The organism is Nonomuraea sp. NPDC051298, from assembly GCF_055586305.1.
Genome location: NZ_JBVJIM010000003.1, coordinates 649,496 through 667,470, shown reverse-complemented (window position 1 = coordinate 667,470; position 17,975 = coordinate 649,496). Strand labels below are relative to the sequence as shown.

Annotated in this window: 14 protein-coding genes; 6 read left to right on the top strand and 8 right to left on the bottom strand. The window is 71.3% G+C overall.

The features are described 5' to 3' along the window. Positions 1 to 35: 35 nt before the first annotated feature. The 4 genes from ACZ6S0_RS13175 to ACZ6S0_RS13160 form a co-directional block, all read right to left on the bottom strand. A complete protein-coding gene (locus ACZ6S0_RS13175) occupies positions 36 to 4,913 on the bottom strand; it encodes an NAD-glutamate dehydrogenase (protein WP_465916020.1) in 4,878 nt (1,625 codons plus the stop codon). A gap of 38 nt (positions 4,914 to 4,951) precedes the next feature. Then, positions 4,952 to 5,755: a tryptophan 2,3-dioxygenase gene (locus tag ACZ6S0_RS13170; RefSeq protein WP_465916019.1), complete on the bottom strand. Its 804-nt coding sequence runs from the start codon at positions 5,753 to 5,755 to the stop codon at positions 4,952 to 4,954. Positions 5,756 to 5,841: 86 nt separating this feature from the next. After that, complete coding sequence (locus ACZ6S0_RS13165; RefSeq protein WP_465916018.1) at positions 5,842 to 6,042, bottom strand: zf-HC2 domain-containing protein; 201 nt, start codon at positions 6,040 to 6,042, stop codon at positions 5,842 to 5,844. Beyond that, positions 6,042 to 6,596, bottom strand: a complete 555-nt coding sequence (locus ACZ6S0_RS13160) for a sigma-70 family RNA polymerase sigma factor (RefSeq protein WP_465916017.1) — start codon at positions 6,594 to 6,596, stop codon at positions 6,042 to 6,044. The genes ACZ6S0_RS13165 and ACZ6S0_RS13160 overlap by 1 nt, the downstream gene beginning before the upstream one ends. Positions 6,597 to 6,704: 108 nt before the next feature. Here ACZ6S0_RS13160 and ACZ6S0_RS13155 point away from each other — a divergent pair, with 108 nt between their 5' ends. The 5 genes from ACZ6S0_RS13155 (at position 6,705) to ACZ6S0_RS13135 (ending at position 13,073) form a co-directional block, all read left to right on the top strand. Beyond that, on the top strand, positions 6,705 to 7,349 hold the full coding sequence (locus ACZ6S0_RS13155) for a DUF4142 domain-containing protein (protein ID WP_465916016.1): 645 nt from the start codon (positions 6,705 to 6,707) through the stop codon (positions 7,347 to 7,349). Then, a complete protein-coding gene (locus ACZ6S0_RS13150; RefSeq protein ID WP_465916015.1) occupies positions 7,346 to 8,824 on the top strand; it encodes a DUF1996 domain-containing protein in 1,479 nt (492 codons plus the stop codon). The genes ACZ6S0_RS13155 and ACZ6S0_RS13150 overlap by 4 nt, the downstream gene beginning before the upstream one ends. Positions 8,825 to 8,904: 80 nt before the next feature. After that, positions 8,905 to 9,756: a ferric reductase-like transmembrane domain-containing protein gene (locus ACZ6S0_RS13145; RefSeq protein ID WP_465916014.1), complete on the top strand. Its 852-nt coding sequence runs from the start codon at positions 8,905 to 8,907 to the stop codon at positions 9,754 to 9,756. 46 nt (positions 9,757 to 9,802) lie between these two features. Then, complete coding sequence (locus ACZ6S0_RS13140; protein ID WP_465916013.1) at positions 9,803 to 11,428, top strand: NADH-ubiquinone oxidoreductase-F iron-sulfur binding region domain-containing protein; 1,626 nt, start codon at positions 9,803 to 9,805, stop codon at positions 11,426 to 11,428. 91 nt (positions 11,429 to 11,519) lie between these two features. Next, positions 11,520 to 13,073: an FAD-binding oxidoreductase gene (locus ACZ6S0_RS13135; RefSeq protein WP_465916012.1), complete on the top strand. Its 1,554-nt coding sequence runs from the start codon at positions 11,520 to 11,522 to the stop codon at positions 13,071 to 13,073. 1 nt (position 13,074) lies between these two features. On the opposite strand, the gene ACZ6S0_RS13130 is transcribed toward ACZ6S0_RS13135, so the two are convergent. Continuing rightward, the gene (locus ACZ6S0_RS13130; protein ID WP_465916011.1) at positions 13,075 to 13,893 is read right to left on the bottom strand and encodes a L,D-transpeptidase family protein; all 819 of its coding nucleotides are present in this window, start codon (positions 13,891 to 13,893) and stop codon (positions 13,075 to 13,077) included. Positions 13,894 to 14,047: 154 nt separating this feature from the next. Between ACZ6S0_RS13130 and ACZ6S0_RS13125 the strand changes: the two genes are divergently transcribed. Further along, complete coding sequence (locus tag ACZ6S0_RS13125) at positions 14,048 to 14,677, top strand: GNAT family N-acetyltransferase (protein ID WP_465916010.1); 630 nt, start codon at positions 14,048 to 14,050, stop codon at positions 14,675 to 14,677. 28 nt (positions 14,678 to 14,705) lie between these two features. Here ACZ6S0_RS13125 and ACZ6S0_RS13120 read toward each other — a convergent pair whose 3' ends face one another. Genes ACZ6S0_RS13120 through ACZ6S0_RS13110 form a run of 3 tightly spaced genes read right to left on the bottom strand, consistent with a single transcriptional unit; the run spans position 14,706 to position 17,934 of the window. Beyond that, complete coding sequence (locus tag ACZ6S0_RS13120) at positions 14,706 to 15,482, bottom strand: ABC transporter permease (protein ID WP_465916009.1); 777 nt, start codon at positions 15,480 to 15,482, stop codon at positions 14,706 to 14,708. Beyond that, a complete protein-coding gene (locus ACZ6S0_RS13115; protein WP_465916008.1) occupies positions 15,479 to 17,020 on the bottom strand; it encodes an ABC transporter permease subunit in 1,542 nt (513 codons plus the stop codon). The genes ACZ6S0_RS13120 and ACZ6S0_RS13115 overlap by 4 nt, the downstream gene beginning before the upstream one ends. Then, positions 17,017 to 17,934, bottom strand: coding sequence for an ABC transporter ATP-binding protein (locus tag ACZ6S0_RS13110; RefSeq protein WP_465916007.1), 918 nt, complete (start codon positions 17,932 to 17,934; stop codon positions 17,017 to 17,019). The genes ACZ6S0_RS13115 and ACZ6S0_RS13110 overlap by 4 nt, the downstream gene beginning before the upstream one ends. Between the last annotated feature and the right edge of the window lie 41 nt (positions 17,935 to 17,975).

Here is a 17,975-nt window from a genome sequence, read left to right as displayed (position 1 = left end):
GACGGGCCTGGAAGGCCCGCCCACGGCCCGGACGGCTACGCCTCCGTGTGGGGGAGGTTGCTGGCCGCCACGAGCGTCCGGATGGCCCTCAGCGCCACCGACAGCGTGGCCAGGTCGAAGTGGTCGCTCTCCCAGATCTCCGACAACGTCTGCCGGGCCCGCGCGACCGCCGCCGAGTTGGCCTCCGACCAGCGCGCCAGCCGCTCCTCCGGCGACAGCCCCGGCTTGCTGTGCGCCAGCACGTCGCGGGTGAGCGAGGCGTGCGCGGCGTACAGGTCGTCGCGCAGCGCGGAGCGGGCCATCGAGTTCCACCGGTTGTCACGGGGCAGCGCGATGACGCGTTCGCGCAGCCGGGCGAGCTGCAGCCGGTCGGCCAGGTCGAAGTAGACCTCCGCCACCTCGCTGACCGGCCGCTCCGTCAGGGACGCGATCTCCACCAGGTCCAGCGTCGAGTACGCCGGCACCATCCCGGACACCCGCTCGGCCAGCTCCATCGGCACCCCGCGGGCCACGAACGAGTCGCGCCGCTCCTCGTACGCGCTCAGGTCGGGCCCGGTCAGCAGCTTCGGGATGTAGGCGGGCAGCCCGTTGACCCCCTTCTGGAAGAAGCTGACCGACCCGGCCAGGTCCAGCGGCGGCCGGCGGTTGATCAGCAGCCACCGGGTGCCGCGCTCGGCCAGCTTGCGGGCCTCCAGGAGCATGGCCATCTGGGTGGCGGTGTCGACCTGGTCCTCCAGCGACTCCACGGCCCGGTAGAAGCTCGGCAGGTCGAAGACCTCCCGCGCCACCAGGTACGCCCGCACGATGTCGGGCGTCGAGGCCCCCGTGTCCTCCCCGAAGCGGTACATGAAGGTGGTGCCCGCCGAGTTGACCAGCTCGTTCACCACGCAGGTGGTGATGATCTCGCGGCGCAGCGGGTGCTCGTCCATGTACGTGCGGAACCGCTCCCGCAACGCCGACGGGAAGTACGACACCAGCCACGAGGCCAGGTACGGGTCGTCGGGCAGGTCGGAGCCCAGCAGCTCGGCGTCGACCACCAGCTTGGTGTAGGCCAGCAGCACCGAGAACTCCGGCGCGGTCAGCCCCAGCTTGGCCTGGCGCCGCTCGGCCAGCGTCTTGTCCGAGGGCAGGAACTCCAGCTCCCGGTTGACCAGCCCGTCGCGCTCCAGCTTGCGCAGGTAGCGGGCGTGGATGTGGAGCATGTCGACGGCCTGGTCGCGGGCGACGGCGAGCACCACGTTCTGCGCGTAGTTGTCGCGCAGCACCAGGTCGGCGACCTCGTCGGTCATGGAGGTGAAGACCTGGTTGCGCTGCTTGTCGGTCAGCTCGCCGTCGCGTACGACCTGGTCGAGCAGGATCTTGATGTTCACCTCGTGGTCGGAGGTGTCCACGCCGGCCGAGTTGTCGATGAAGTCGGTGTTGACCAGCCCGCCGTTGAGCGCGAACTCGATCCTGGCGAGCTGCATGAGCCCGAGGTTGCCGCCCTCGCCGACGACCTTGCAGCGCAGCGCGGCGGCGTCGACCCGGAGCGCGTCGTTGGCCTTGTCGCCCACGTCGGCGTTGGACTCGGAGCCGCCCTTGACGTAGGTGCCGATGCCGCCGTTCCACAGCAGGTCGACGGGGGCCCGCAGGATGGCGCTGATCAGGTCGTTCGGCGCCATCGAGCTGACGTGGGCCGTGATGCCGAGCGCCTCGCGCATCTGCGGCGTGATGTGGATGGACTTGGCCGTACGCGGGAAGACGCCGCCGCCGGGCGAGATCAGCTCGGCGTCGTAGTCCTCCCAGGAGCTGCGCGGCAGCTCGAACAGGCGGCGCCGCTCGGCGAACGTGCGGGCGGCGTCGGGCGCCGGGTCGACGAAGATGTGCCGGTGGTCGAACGCGGCCACCAGCCGGATGTGCCGCGACAGCAGCATGCCGTTGCCGAACACGTCGCCCGACATGTCGCCGATCCCGGCCACCGTGAAGTCGGTGTTCTGGACGTCGACGCCCATGGTGCGGAAGTGGTACTTGACCGACTCCCACGCGCCGCGGGCGGTGATGCCCATGGCCTTGTGGTCGTAGCCGATCGAGCCGCCGGAGGCGAAGGCGTCGCCCAGCCAGAAGCCGTACTCCTTGGCCACGCTGTTGGCGATGTCGGAGAAGGTGGCGGTGCCCTTGTCGGCGGCGACCACGAGGTAGGTGTCGTCGCCGTCGTGCCTGACCACGTCGGGCGGGGGCACGACCTTGCCGTCCACGAGGTTGTCGGTGACGTCGAGCAGGCCGGAGATGAACATCCGGTAGCAGGCCACGCCCTCGGCGAGGAGGTCCTCCCGCCTGCCGGACCTCGGCGGGCGCTTGACGACGAACCCGCCCTTGGAGCCGGTCGGCACGATGACGGTGTTCTTCACCATCTGCGCCTTCACCAGCCCGAGGATCTCCGTGCGGAAGTCCTCCATGCGGTCCGACCACCGCAGCCCGCCCCGTGCCACCTTCCCGAACCGGAGGTGCACGCCCTCGACCCGCGGCGAGTACACGAAGATCTCGAACTTCGGCCGCGGCAGGGGCAGCACGCTGATGGCCTCGGGGTCGAACTTCAGCGAGATGTACGGCTTGCGCGCGCCGTCCACCGTCTGGAAGTAGTTGGTGCGCAGGGTCGCCTGGATCATCTCCAGGTACGCCCGCAGGATCCGGTCCTCGTCGAGCGAGACCACCTCGTCCAGCGCCCCGAGTATCTCCTCGGTGAGCGCCTCGACGAGGTCCACCCGCACGTCCTCGGCCCGCCGCGGGTCGAGCTTGGCCTCGAACAGCCGCACGAGCAGCCGCGCCACCCGCACGTTGTCCCTGAGCACCCGCTCCATGTACGGCTGCGAGAACGTGCTCCCGGTCTGGCGCAGGTATTTGGCGTAGACGCGCAGGATCTCGACCTGTTCCCAGGTCAGCCCGGCCTTCAGTATCAGCGCGTTGAAGTCGTCGGCCTGCACCCGCCCCTGCCACAGGGCGGTGAGCCCGTCCTGGAAGAGCCGCTTGAAGTCGTTCCTGTCCACCTCGTCGGTGGGGGCGTGGCGGAGCCCGAAGTCGTAGATCCAGGCGTTCTTGGTGGCGGGGTCGTTGTCCCGGTCGATCTCGTAGGGCCGTTCGTCCACGACCTCGACGCCGAGCCGCTGGATCAGCGGCAGCGCCTGCGACAGCGAGATGGGCGAGCCGATCTTGTAGATCTTCAGCCGCCGCTCCCCGTCGGTCGCGTCGTACGGCTCGTACAGGTTGATCCCGACCTGGTCCCCGTCGCCGCCCGCCTCGGCCAGTTCCTCCAGCCGCCGCAGGTCGACCACGGCCACCTGGGGCGGGAAGTCGGCCTTGTAGCCCTCGGGGAAGGCCGAGGCGTAGCGCCTGGTCAGCGGGGGCGCCTCCGACTCTGAGGTCATCTCGCCCAGCGCGGTGGCCAGGTCGTCCTCCCAGGAGCGGGTGATGGCGGCCAGGCGCGCCTCCAGCTCCTCCACGTCCACGCCCGGGGGCGGGAGCGGTTTGCCGCGCTCGCCGCGCACGACCACGTGCAGCCGGGCGAGCACCGACTCGCCGATCATCGCGCTGTAGTCGAGCGACTTTCCGCCCAGGGCCTTGAGCAGCACCTCCTGCATCCTCAGCCGCACCTTGGTGGTGTAGCGGTCGCGCGGCAAGTAGATCAGGCACGAGATGTAGCGGCCGTAGTCGTCGCGCCGCAGGAACAGCTTGACCTGCTTGCGCTCGCGCAGCCGCAGCACGCCCAGGGCGATCGGTTCGAGCTGGTCGACCGAGGTCTGGAACAGTTCGTCGCGCGGGAACGTCTCGAGGATCTCGATGAGGTCCTTGCCGTCGTGGCTGTCGGGGGCCAGCCCGGCCTTGTCGAGCACCCCGGCGAGCTTGCGCCGCAGCACGGGGATGCGGGAGATCGACTCGTTGTAGGCCACGTGGGTGAACAGGCCGAGAAAGCGACGCTCCCCGATCACCTCGCCCTCGGGGGAGAACAGCTTGACCCCGATGTAGTCGAGGTAGGTGGCCCGGTGCACGGTGGCCCTGGAGTTGGCCTTCGTGATGATCATGAGCTGCTTCTCGTGCGCCTTGGCCCGCAGCTCGGCGGGCAGCGCGGCGAAGCTCTCCGAGCCGACCTTGTCGTCGCGCAGGATGCCGAGCGCCGCGCCGGGCAGCGCGCGCAGCGTCGCGCCCTCGGCGGTGTCCTCCAGGCGGTACTCCCGGTAGCCGAGGAAGGTGAAGTGCCCGTCGGCGAGCCAGCGCAGCAGGTCGAGGCTGTCCTCGACCTCCGCGGGCTCCAGCGGCGGCGGGTTCATGCTGAGGTCTTCCGCGGTCTGGACGGCCAGGGCGTGCATCTTGGCGAAGTCTTCGACCGCGTAGCGCACGTCGCTGAGCACCCGCTGCAGGTCGGTCTCGATGCCCTTGAGCGTCGTGGGGTCGGACTGGCGGTCGATCTCGATGTGGATCCACGACTCGACCAGCACCTGGCCGGTCACGTCCTCCTGGCCGCGGCCGAGCATCCGGCCGGTCATGTCGCGGCGCACCCGCATCTGCGGGTGGACCACCAAGTGGGTGCCGAGGTCGTGCCGGTCGAGCTCCATGGTGACCGAGTCGACCAGGAACGGCATGTCGTCGGTGACCACCTCGACCACGGAGTGGCCGGGGTCCCAGCCGTTCTCCTCCATCGTCGGGGTGTAGGCCCTGACCACCGCCCGGCCCTGCGGCCGCACCTCGGCGAGCTTTCTCTGGGACATCGCGGGGCCATAGACGTCAACGGGGTTGCGGTCGAGCAGGTCCTCCGGCGCGACGTGTCGATAGTAGAGCCGCAGGAAGGACAGCGCCTCGTCGGCGCTCACATGCTCGTTGCCGGCCGCGCATCTGTCCGCGGCTCGCTGGAGCAGCTCATCCTTGGCCTCGTCGAGCGGCATTTCGCTCTCACTCCTTTGTGAGGGTTTGCCATATTTGTTCATAGCCAGGCTCTAAGTTCCCAAAGCAGCGGAAAGTAGTGCAGGCGTGTCCTACCGCGAAGGTAGGGGGCACCGGTCGAGCCGCCTGTGCCCGACTTGGTGCCGATCTGGCGTTCGACCATCTGGACGTGACGCATCCGCCACAGCGCGGCGGTCTCGTCGTGCGTCAGCAGGTCTTCGGCCAGTTGCCACAGGTCGTCGTAGGACCCGCGGTCTCTCGCCACGGCCAGCAGCGAGCCCATGATCTCGTCGTCGGAGACCGGCAGGCCACGCTGGGACAGGGCAGCCACATAAGCATCCCACAGCGTGGGCTCGGCGAGCCGGCGGCGCAGCCGGGCCAGCTCCGCCTCTCCCGCGTGCCTGAAGGTGCCGAGATAGCGCTCGTCCTTCAGCCCCGACAGGAACTCCAGCTCGCGGAACTGAACCGACTGGAACCCGCTGGCGGGCTCCAGCTTCGCGCGGAAGGCCAGGAAGTCCTGGGGCGTCATCGTCTCCAGCACGTCGATCTGCCCGATCAGCACCCGCTCCACCACGTGCACCCGCCGGAACAGATGCCTGGCCTGCCACAGCTCCCCCGCGAACATGGCCTCGCGGGCGGCCTCCAACTCGTGGAGCAGCAGCTTGAACCACAGCTCGTAGACCTGGTGAATCGTGATGAAAAGCAGCTCGTCGGGAGCCTCCGACTCCGGCCGCTGCTGGTCGAGCAGCTCCGGCAGCCGCAGATAGCCACCGTACGAGAGCCGGCCACCCTCCTCGCCGAACCGACGGCGCGGGGGGCCGGGCGCATCACCGTCGACGCCCACCGAACACCTCCCCCTTGACCACCCGGCCGTTCGGGACCGGGCGCAACGCCTCGCGATACCGATATCACCCGAAAAGGGGATAGACGTCAACGTGACATCGACATCGGTGGATCGTCGCCTGACGCCGAGGAGGGGTCGTTCTTGAGCTCGTCGAGCCGGTCGGGCAGCTCGGCGAGCTCGATCAGCTCCGCCTGGCACTGCTCACAGTCGTCGAGGTGGCGTTCGAAGGCCTCGTGCTCCTCTTCGTCGAGGACGCCGAGGGCGTAGGCGGCCACCCCGTCGTGCATCAGCCGGCTACCCCCTTGTCCCGCAGCAGTTCGCGGAGTGCGCGGATCCCGTAGTAGAGCCGGGACTTGACCGTGCCCGGAGGGATCCCCAGAATCTCCGCCGCTTCACTTATCGTACGGTCTCTGAGGTAGGTCTGCTCAATGACTTCTCGGTGTTCTTCGGACAGCGATCGGAGCGCGTCCGCGACGACCATCGCCGACAACGCCCGCTCCGACCCGTCCGGGACCGACATCATGTCGGCTTCCGGCGGCTCGACCTCCTGAGGCCGGACGCTCTTCCGCCGACGACCATCGATGACTATGCGGCGGGCCACGGTAAGCAGCCACGCCCATATAAGGCTCGGTTCCCATTGCAGTCTTGCCGAGTTTCGCCAGGCCCTGACGATCGTCTCCTGCACAACGTCTTCAGCCCACTGAAGGTCGTTACCCGTTGATTTGCGTACGTGGCGCAGCAGAGGGCCGCCGAACTCCTGGTAAAGCACCGCGATGCGGCGCTCCGCCTCGGCATCCGCACTCTCGAACCTGCCGTCGAGGTGACCTAGCACGGGGCACATCTTTACACCTTCGTTATCCAAGCGGTAGCCACTCCGATAACTCCAGTCATTTGTAACTATCTCCGGCCATAGGTGAACCCGGGGGAAGACGGCCGCGTACCTCCGACCATGCACAGGCTTTTGCGCGGCGAGTTGTTCATGCTCGGCGGCTTCGTCGTAGCCGCCGCCGTGACGATCGCGCTGGTCATGCCGCCGGCCATCGATCCGGCGGCCGCCCAGTGGACGCAGACCTCGACGGGGCCGCTCACGGCCGCCGACCGCGATCTGCTCTTCAAGGTACGCCAGGCGGGCCTGTGGGAAATGCCCGTCGGCGAGTACGCCCAGACCCGCGCCGAGTCCCAGCGCGTCAAGGAGGTCGGAAAGCTGATCATGGAGGAGCACAGGGACCTCGACCTGATCACCCGCCAGACCGCGAAGAAGCTGGGCGTGGCGCTCCCCGACGAGCCCAACCCCGACCAGCAGCGCTGGATGGCGCAGCTCGCGGCCGAGAGCGGGCCGGCCTTCGACAAGGACTTCGCGAACCTGTTGCGTGCCGCGCACGGAAAGGTCTTCACCGTCGTGGCGGCCGTGCGATCCGGGACGCGGAACTCCGAGATCAGGAAGTTCGCGCAGGAAGGCATCAACTACGTGATGCGCCACATGGCGTACCTGGAATCCACCGGCCTGGTCGACCACGGCCAGTTGCCCGAACCCCCGACGCCCTCACCTGCTCCACCCGTCGCGCTGGCGGTCGAGAAGAGGAGACATTCATGAGGAGATCCAGACGCATGGCCGCGGCCGTGTCCGCGCTGGCCGTGGCGGCGACCGGCCTGGTGTCCGCGGCCGTCATCGGCGTGGGCCCGGTCCTCGCCGACCACTGTGACCCCGCGGAAGCCACCCGGTCCCCCCAGCCCCGCCAGTCCCAGCCGCAGAACGATCAACCAGACCAGGGCGGGCAGGATCAGGGCGGGCAGCAGGACCAGGGCCAGCAGGACCCTGGTGGCCAGCAGGACCAGGACCAGAGTCAGCAGGGCCAGGACCAGCAGCAGGACCCCCAGCAGGACCAGCAGGCGCCCCAGGGCGGCGGCGTGGCGGTGGACCCGATCAGGTCGCCGGACACCGAAGCCCCGCAGACGCGGGCCCCGCAGACGCAGGCCCCGGACACACAGGCGCCGGACACGCAGGCGCCCGAGGAGGAGCCCACCGCTCAGTCGCGCCGCCCCGGCGGCAACCAGCCCACCAGGACCGCCACCCCGGTCCCCAGCCAGACGCAGGACCCCGGCGACGGGCCCACCGAGGAGCCGACGGGCACCGCCTCCCCCACCGCGACCGCGACCGCCTCACCCTCCCCCACCGCGACCGGCGGCGGCGAGGAGGAGTGCGCGGACCTGGGCCCGTTCCCCGAGGACTTCGTGGACATCCGCCAGGTGGCGCAGCGCCAGCTCGACGCGCGGACCGGCGGGAACGGCTCACGGGGCACGTTCGTCTCGCAGTGCGGCACCAACCGCAACGGCCACCACAATCCCGACAACTTCATCGTCGCGCCCGGTGTGAGCAACGGGGCGCACCACCTGCACGACTACGTGGGCAACCTCTCGACGGACGCGTTCTCGACCGACGAGAGCCTCGCGGCGGCGGGCACGACCTGCCGACTGAGCGACAGGTCCACGTACTTCTGGCCGGTGCTCAGGGACCGCAGGTCGGACGCGAACATCGACGACCCGGACGGCAACGTCGGCCAGGTGCTGCGGGCCCGCGCCGTGACGCTCCAGTTCCGCGGGAACGCCGCCGCCAGGGTGGTCGCGATGCCGAGGTTCCTGCGGCTCATCACCGGTGACGCCAAGGCGGCCACTAACGGCGGGGCCAACGCCCGCGCCGGGTGGAGCTGCTCGGGATTCCAAAATCGCATAAGTCCCGACAAATACACGCTTTGCCCGCGCGGCAGTCAGGTCCTTCGTATTCTGGACTTCCCTAGCTGCTGGGACGGTCAGAACACCGACAGCGCCAATCACCGCACACACGTGGTCTTCCCCGACCAGAGCGGCGCCTGTCCCCAGGGCACCAGGGCGATCCCCGCGCTGCGGATGACCCTCGCGTACAACGTGCCGCAGGGCCCCTCGTACGCCGTGGACGCCTTCCCCGAACAGAAGCACAACCCCATCACCGACCACGGCGACTTCGCCAACGTGATGCCGGACCGGCTGATGCAGTCCGTCGTCTCATGCATCAACCGGGGCCGCCGGTGCTGATCAGCGCGCTGATCAGCGGGGGCCGCGCGGGCCGTCCAGCCTTCCGAGTCGCACCCTCACCCGACCTTGGAGGGAAACACATGCTCCACAGACGACACCCCAGGCACGCCCCCACCCTGCTGGACACCAGGAACGTCCGGCTGGGGGCGAGCGCCTCCGTCGCGGCCGTCCTTCTGTCGGCCTTCGCGCTGACCAGGACGGAACGCGGGATCGCGCTGCTCGGCCAAGGGGTCGGCTTCCTCGAGTTCTACGCGGGCGTGTTCGCCCTGGTGCTGCTGACCGCGACCGTCGCGCTCGGCCTGCTCACCACCGAACGCGTCTTCCTGTCGCCGGCCAACCGGGTCAGGGCCCAGTTCGCGCACCGGGCCACCGCGTTCGTCGGGCTGGCGTTCCTGCTCACGCACATCACCCTCATGATCAGTCTGGGGCACGTGCCGCCGGGCGCGGCGGTCGTGCCGGTCGCCGGGATCTACGTGGGACTCGGGGCCCTGGCCTTCGACCTGATGGTCGTGGCCGTGGCGACGGGGATGGTCAGGGGGCGGTTCGCGACCAGGAGCAGGCCCTGGCTCTGGCGGATCCTGCATTCCGCCGCGTACGTGGCCTGGCCGGTCGCGATCATGCACGGGCTGACCGCCGGGCGTCCGCCGGCCGGTTGGGTGGCCTGGTCCTACGTGGCCTGCATGGCGGCGGTGGGCGGTGCGCTGGTCGTACGCGTGCTGGCCACGCTGCGCAGGCCGCTTTTCGTGCTCGACCGGGTCGAGGGGCCCGCCGTGACGTCCGCCGCCGCGGTGGGCGTACCGGCGGAGCGCCCGGCCGAGGTCCGCGTCCCGGCGGCCGCGGCGGTCGGCGCCGCCAGGGCGAGGGCCGCGGGCAAGGTCGACGCGCCCGTGAGCCTCGCCGAAGCGCGGCGCAGATTCCGGGAGGCGGGATGAGCCCGTCCCCCGGCTTACAGGAACTCGCGGTTCTCCAGGAGAAGGTGTGATTCCAGCTCGAGTGCCACGGGTGCTCCGCATGGGTCCGGCCCGGCTGACCGCCGGGCTCGACCATTGCCGGCGCCTGGACCTGCCCGCCCACCGCACGCTCCACGGCGTCATGGAGCCGCTGGAGCTGGGCGAGCTGATCTCGTACGCCAACGAGGTGGACATGCGCGGCCGGGGCGGCGCGGAGTTCCCGTTCGCCCGCAAGCTGCGGGCCGTGGCCGACACGGCGGGTTCTGGAGGCGAGAGCGTCGTGCTGGTCAACGGCGCCGAGGGAGAGCCGGCCAGTTCCAAGGACGCCATGCTGCTCACCCGCAATCCGCACCTGGTGCTGGACGGCGCGGTGCTGGCGGCCGAGGCGCTGGGCGCCCGCGAGGTGGTCGTCGCCACGGCCGGTGGCAAGGTCGCCGAGGCGTCCGTCGCCGCGGCCGTGGCCGAGCGCCGGGCGGCCAACGTCTCGGGCGGCGCCGAGAGCCGCGTCCCGATCCGGGTGGTCGGGGTCGAGGAACGCTTCATCTCCGGCGAGGGCGGCGCACTCGTCCGCGCGGTCAACGGGGAGGAGGGCATCCCGCCGGGCAGGAAGCGGCGGGCCGCGGTCAGCGGCGTGGACGGGCTGCCGACCCTGCTGTCCAACACGGAGACGTACGCGCAGTTCGCCCTCCTGGCCGAGTACGGCCCGCAGAAGTACGCCGAGGTGGGCACCGGCAAGGAGCCCGGCACGATCCTGCTCACCGTCAGCGGCGGCGCGGCGCACGGCGCGGTCATCGAGACGCCCACCGGCACCCCGCTGGCCGACGTACTCGCGCTGTGCGAGGCGGGGCCCGGCGACGGGGTGCTCGTCGGCGGCTACCACGGCGCGTGGCTGTCGCCGGAGGCCGTCAGGACGGCGGTGATCTCGCGCGAGGGCATGAAGCTGGCCGGGGCCACGCTGGGCGCCGGGATCATCGTGCCGCTCGGCGAGTCCACGTGCCCGCTGGGCGAGGCCGCGAGGGTGGCCTCGTACCTGGCGGCCGAGTCGGCCGGTCAGTGCGGCCCCTGCCGGCTCGGCCTGCCGGACGTGGCCCGCGCCATCTGCGCCCTGGCCGAGGGCACGGGCTCGGTCGACGCGGTACGGCGCTCCGTACGCGTCGTCGAGCGCCGCGGCGCCTGCTTCCACCCCGACGGCACGGCCAGGTTCGTGCTGTCGGCGCTGGACGCGTTCGAGACCGAGATCGCCACCCACCTGGAGCACGGCTCCTGCGGCCGGCCGGTACGCGGCGTGCTGCCGATGCCCGAGCGCGCGGCCGAGCCCGAGTACCGGCTGGAGGTCGACTGGTCCCGCTGCCAGGGGCACGGGCTGTGCGCGCACCTGCTGCCGGAGTTCGTGGACCTGGACGACTACGGGTTCCCGTCGTTCAGGAAGGTCCCCGGCTTCATGGCCAGGGAGGCGCGACGGGCGGTGGACATGTGCCCGGCGCTCGCCCTGCGGCTGGCGCAGACCACGAGTGACGCGCCCGCGCCCGCGGGCTCGCCGTTGCGGCTGGTCAAGAACGGCGTGCTGAGGCGCGGCGGGGAGAGCGGGCCCCGGCTCACCCGGGTGGGCGGCGGTGCCCCGCGGATCTCCGGAGTGGGCGGTACGGCCCGCTGAGCGACGACGACAAGTGATGCATATGTGACCAACCCGGCGGTCTCTCCACACGTCTCACCCATCGGTCACCACGATCTTCAGGGGGAGGGCCATGAACCGCCGGGATTTCCTGCAAGCCGCAGCTCTCGGCCCGCTGGCGCTGTCGTCGTCGCTGCCGTCGTCGCTGTCTGGGCACCAGTCGGCGTCGCTGTCGTCGTCACCGTCGTCGTCGCTCTCGGGGCCGCTCTCGGCACCTCTTTCAGCGCCTCTTTCCGGCCCCCTTTCCGGTTCTCTTCCGGGGTCGCTCGGCCCGGCCGCCGGGTCGGGCGCGCCGCCGCCCGACTGGGGCAGGTTGCGCCGAGAGCTGGCGGGCACGCTCGTGCTGCCGGGCGACGCCGGGTACACCACGGCCCGCCGCGTGTTCAACCCGGCCTACGACCGGGTCAGGCCGCAGGCGGTGGCGTACTGCGAGAGCGCGGGCGACGTGTCGGCGTGCCTGGGGTTCGCGCGGGCCAACGGCGTACCGGTCACCAGCCGCTCCGGGGGTCACTCGTACGCGGGCTGGTCGACCGGCACCGGGCTGGTGATCGACGTGTCCAGGATGAACGCGGTCTCCTACGCCGACGGCCGGGCCACGGTCGGCGCGGGCGCCAAGCTCATCGACGTCTACGACCGGCTCTCCCGGCACGGGGTGAGCATTCCCGCGGGCACCTGCCCGACCGTCGGCATCGCGGGGCTCGCGCTCGGCGGCGGCATCGGCGTGGTGTCCAGGAAGCACGGGCTGACGTGCGACGCCCTGGAGTCCGTACGCCTGGTCACGGCCGACGGACGGGTGCTGACCTGCGACGCCGACCACCACGCCGGGCTCTACTGGGCCTGCAGGGGCGGTGGCGGCGGCAACTTCGGCGTGGCGGTGTCCTTCACGTTCCGGACGTTCGCCGCCTCCCGGCTGACGGTGTTCTTCCTGCACTGGCCGTGGTCGAAGGCGGGGGCGGCGGTGCGGGCGTGGCAGTCGTGGGCGCCGTCGGCCCCGGACGAGCTGTGGTCGGCGCTGCACCTGACGCGCTCGGCCCGCGGGCTGGACGTGGCGGTCGTCGGCGCCTGCACAGGACCGGCCTCGGCGCTGAACCGGCTGCTGGACCGGCTCGCCGAACGCGTCGGCCGGCCGTCGTCGCGCTCGGTGCGCACGACGTCCCATCTGGACGCGATGAAGATCATGGGCGGGTGCGCGTCGATGTCGGTGGACCGGTGCCGACGGATGCCGCGGGAGGCGTTCGGGGCGAAGTCGCACCTGGCGTACCGCGAGCTGCCGGCGGACGGCGTGCGGGCGCTGGTGAACGGGGTGGCGCGCCGCGGCGGGCACTCGGTGCTGCTGGACGCCATGGGAGGGGCGATCGGCAGGGTGGCGCCGACGGCGACGGCGTTCCCGCATCGGGCCGCGCTTTTCAGCGTGCAGTATTACGCGGAAGGCACGAGCCGGAGCTGGCTGCGGGATTTGCACACCAACATGTCCCGATATTTCGGGAATCATGGTTACGTGAACTATATCGATGCGGATTTGAGAAATTGGCGGAGTGCGTACTACGGGGCGAACGCCGCCCGGCTGGCCGAGGTGAAATCCACCTACGACCCCGGTCGCCTCTTCCGGCTGCCGCAGGGCGTGTAGCTCAGCGGATCTGACCCCGGACGTAGACGGGCTCGCCGACCTTCACGATCTCGTACAGGCGCTTGGAGGTCTCCAGCGGGAGGCGTACGCATCCGTGCGAGGCCGGGTGCAGCGGCACCTTGGTGGAGCCGTGCATGGCGATGGCCCCGGTGAAGTACAGCGAGTTGAACATCGAGCCGAGCCGCCCCGTGGTCCAGCCCGGCGCGCGGCTCTGCACGCGGAAGTCGCCGACCGGCGTGATGGCGGTGCCGCAGCGGCCACCCTCGCAGTAACGCACCTCGGCACCGGTGGAGATGTGCGAGTACAGCACCGGCCTGCGCTTGCGGTAGACGATCAGGAGCTGCTCCCGCAGGCTGATCTCGACCCGGTCGGCGGCGCCGCCGGGGACCAGCGGGCGCCGGCGCATGGGCCGCTCCAGCGCCTTCCACACCTTCGGGCCGATCTCTCCCTTGGGGATCATGCCCCTGCTCTTCTGCAGGGCCCAGACGGCGAACTTGGTCTGCTCGTCGTACACGCCGTTGATCCTGCCGTAGTAATAGTGCCCGGCGTGCAGCCGCCGCTGCAGGGCTTTGACCACCGCGCCCCTGTCACCGGGCCGCAGCACGAGCTTCCCTGCCGCGTCCTCCTCGGTCTCAGCCTCAGCCTCGGTCGTGTCAGCGTCCGTGCCCGTGCCCATGCCCGCGTCCGTGTCCGCGTCCGTCGTCTCGGTCGTGTCGGCGTCCGCTCCAGGAGGCGGCTCTTTGGCGGCGGCGGGGGACACGGCGGCGAAGGGAAGGGCGCAGCCGACGGCGAGAGCGGCGATTCTCTGAAGCTTTATCATCACAAATCAACACCTACCCCGACAGCCGAGAATTCATAGTTTTGTCATTCAAAAGTCCCGGCTAATAACCGGATCCCGTTAAATGCACTTTAAGGTGGCCAATCGGACAAAAATGGATCGCGCGCGTTCCTCTCACCTGGGAACATAGGGCGGCATGCGTAACTGGCCGCTCTTCGAGCTCTCCGTCACGACCCCGCGCCTCGAGGTGCGCCATCCCACCCTCGACGACCTCGACGAGTTGGGTGACCGCGCCGCCGAGGGCGTCCACGACCCCGGGCTCATGCCGTTCTACGTTCCCTGGTCCGTCAAGGAGCCCGCCGAGCGCGCCAGGAGCACCGTGCAGTACCACTTCCGCTCCTGGGGCGCTTTCACCGCGGACGACTGGTCGATCGACTTCGTCGTCGTGTACGAGGGCACCGTCGTCGGCACCCAGGGCCTCATGGCCACGAACTTCCCGGTCACCCGCGAGGTCAGGACCGGCTCCTGGCTGGGCCGGCGCTTCCATGGCCAGGGCATCGGCACCGAGATGCGCCAGGCCGTGCTGCACCTCGCCTTCGCCGGCCTGGGCGCCCGGCACGCGACGACGGGCGCGTTCGAGGACAACCACGCCTCGCTGGCCGTGACGCGCAAGCTCGGCTACCGGGACGACGGCTTCGACCTGCGCGACCGCCAGGGGAAACCGGCCGTCAGCCGGCGCTTCCGCCTGGCCAGGGAGGACTGGCGGGAGCTGCCCGGCTTCGAGATCCACCGTCTGGACCGGTGCCTGCCCCTGTTCGGCCTGTAGGGGTTCGGGGCGGAGAAGGGAGCGGGTGTCAGGCGTCGCGTCGGCGCAGGAGCAGGGCGCCGATCGTGAGGGCCGCCGCCGCCCAGCCCGCGACCACGCCCAGCCCCGCCCACGGCCCGATGGGCAGAGCGGGCAGGCTCGTGGTGGCCTGGACGGCCAGCCCGGCGTTCACCGGCGAGACCTGCAACAGCAGCAGTTGCAGGTCCTCGTCCCTGACCATGAGGATGACCGCGGGGAAGAGGTGGAGCAGCCCGAGCACGGTGCCGGCCGCCACCGCCGAGTCGCGTACGGCGGTGGCCACGCCCACGCTCAGCAGCGCGACCAGCACCAGGTAGAGCACCGACCCGGCCGCCGCCCGCAGCGTCGGCCCGTCGGTGAGCGACAGCGGCGGATAGCCGTGCTCCGGCGTGAAGCCGCTGCCCGGCAGCAGGATCCGCGCCGCCAGCACCGATCCGAGCACGGCCACGGCCCCGGCCGCCGCGGTCAGCCCGGCCAGCACTCCCGCCTTGGCCGCCAGCAGGGTGATCCGGCGCGGCGTCGCGGTCAGGCTGGTACGGATCATCCCCGTGCTGTACTCCCCGCAGACCGCCACCACGGCCAGCAGCGCGATCAGCCCCTGGCCGAGGTGCACCCCGAAGAGGCCGGTCCTGGTGGCGTCCTCGCCGCAGCCGGCCGCCGGGCAGTGGATGGCCCAGGCCGCGAGCGCGCTGCCCACCACGGTCAGCACCACGGCCCCGAGCAGCAGCGGGCCGGGCCCGGACGCCGTGCGCAGCTTCGTCCACTCCGCGCGCAGTTCCCGCCTCACACGTCCTCCCTGTTCAGCCGGCGGACGGCCAGGCCGAGGGCCAGGGCCGCGTACGCGCAGGTCACGGCGAACCCGCCCCACGGCGGCAACGGGAAGTAGCCGGAGGCCGGCGCGTAGTGCGAGATCACCTGTTCGTACGCGGGCACGCTCTGCTGGATCGCGAACCCCGCGGCCGGGGTGAGCCGCAGCAGCCACCGCGCCGCCTCGTCGGGCAGGATGGACGCGGTCGCCAGCACGTACGGCACCACCAGCGCCACGATCGCCACGATGAGCGCCGTCGCGCTGCGCCGGAAGAGCGCGCCCAGCGCGAGCGCGAACACCGCGGCCACGCCGAGCAGCCCCGCGACCCCCGCGATCACCCGCAGCTCGGTGAGCGTCCCGACCGGCAGGGTGAAGATCCCGTTGCCGCCCAGGATGTCCCGGCCGATCGGCAGCGTCACCGCCGCGGCCACCAGCGCCGGGACGAACGTGGCCACGCCCGCCACCACGGCCTTGGCCGCCAGCACCCGCCCGCGCCGGGGTGTGGCCAGCAGCGTGGTGCGGATCAGCCCTCTGCGGTACTCGGCCGTGACGAACAGCACCGCCACCACGATCACCACGATGAGCGCGACCAGCGCGCCGGTCAGCGTGCGTTCGACGGTGCCCTGATGGCTGTCGGGGGCGATGTCGCCGGTGCCGGTGACGGTGAACGTGCCGCCGTTGCGCACGAGGCCGCCGGGGTGGTGCGGGGTGCCGTCGAGCTCCAGGGACACGCCGACGTCGTCGCGCCGCCAGTCGCCGCCCGCGGTCGCGCCCTGTACGGCGACCTCGTCCATGACCGCGGTGACCTCGGTGAACCGGGAGGCCGAGGCGGACCCGCCGAGCGTGTTCCTGACCACGGTCACGTCGCCGGGCGAGGCGGCGAACAGGCCGATGCGCACACGCGCGGGCAGCCCGGCCAGGTGGGCGGTGCCGACCCCGGTCCAGCGCCTCCCGTCGCGCGACTCCTCGCCCGTGAGCGTGTCGCCGGTGCGGGTCAGGCGCAGCCAGCGCGGCTCCGCAGGGGACACTCCCCCTGGCGATCCGGCCACGTCCTCGGTGAAGTCGTGCTGCATGCGCACTCCGTGGTCGCCGGTGACCATCACCGCCGCGTACGAGGCCCCCTGCTCGGCGCCGGCCTTGACCATGACGCCCGCCTTGGCCCACGGCACGACGCCGGGGACGACGTTCCTGACGCCGGGGGTGACGTCGGGCAGGCGGATCTGGCCGGTCATGGACGTGACGCGGGCGGTGATGGCGCCGTCGCCGTCCAGCTCCTGGCTGACGAAGTAGAACCGGTCCTCGACCGCCTCGCCGCCCGGCCCCAGCGGGGGCGTGGGGCAGGGCACCTCGACCGGGCCGTTACCGCACGAGGAGTGGCTGGCCGTGGCGGAGAGCAGGCCGAACAGCACGATGGCCAGCGCGGCCGCCACCAGGCCCGCCACCCAGCCGCGTACGGTCCTGAGCTTGGTCCACTCCGCGCGCACCAACTGGGGAAAGCCGTCGCGCCCGCCGGTCATCGCGCGGCCCCCCTGAACTCCACCGCGTCCCTGGTCAGCTCCATGTACGCCTCCTCCAGCGTCGCCCGGTGCGCGCTGACCTCGGAGAAGGGCACCGAGCGCGCCCCGAGCAGCCGCACGATCTCCTCGGACGGCAGCCCGGACACGACGAGCGAGTCCCGCTCGCCCGCCGCCACCGTGGCCCCGACACCGGCCAGCACCGTCATGGCCTGCGAGCGCGCCTGCGTACGCAGCGTCACCCGGTCGCGGGAGGCCGAGGCGATCAGCTCGGCCACGCCGACGTCCGCCATCACCCGGCCCCGGCCCACCACCACGAGATGGCCGGCGGTGTCCTGCAACTCGCTCATCAGATGGCTGGAGACCAGCACGGCCCGCCCCTCCCCGGCCAGCGAGCGCAGCAGCCCGCGGATCCACACCATGCCCTCGGGGTCGAGCCCGTTGAACGGCTCGTCCAGCATGAGCACCGGCGGGTCGCCCAGCAGGGCGGCGGCGATCCCGAGCCGCTGGCGCATGCCCAGCGAGTAGCCGCCCGCCCTACGCCGCGCGGCGGGGCCCAGCCCGACCTGCTCGACCACCTCGTCCACCCGCCGCGCGCCGAACCCCTGGGAGTGGGCCAGCCACAGCAGGTGGTTGCGCCCGCTGCGGCTCGGCTGCAGCGCCGCCGCGTCGAGCAGCGCGCCGACGTGGCTCAACGGGCACCGCAGGCTCCGGTACGGCCGCCCGCCCACCAGCGCGTGCCCCTCGTCGGGCGCGTCGAGGCCGAGCACGACCCGCATCGTCGTGGACTTGCCCGCGCCGTTCGGCCCCACGAAGCCGGTCACCCGGCCGGGCCGCACCTCGAACGTCATCCCGTCCAGCGCCGTCGTCCGGCCGAACCGCTTGCGCAGGCCGCTGACTTCGATGGTTGCTTCCATGTCCAGGCAGACTAGGCAGCGGACCAGGGCCGAGTCGTCAC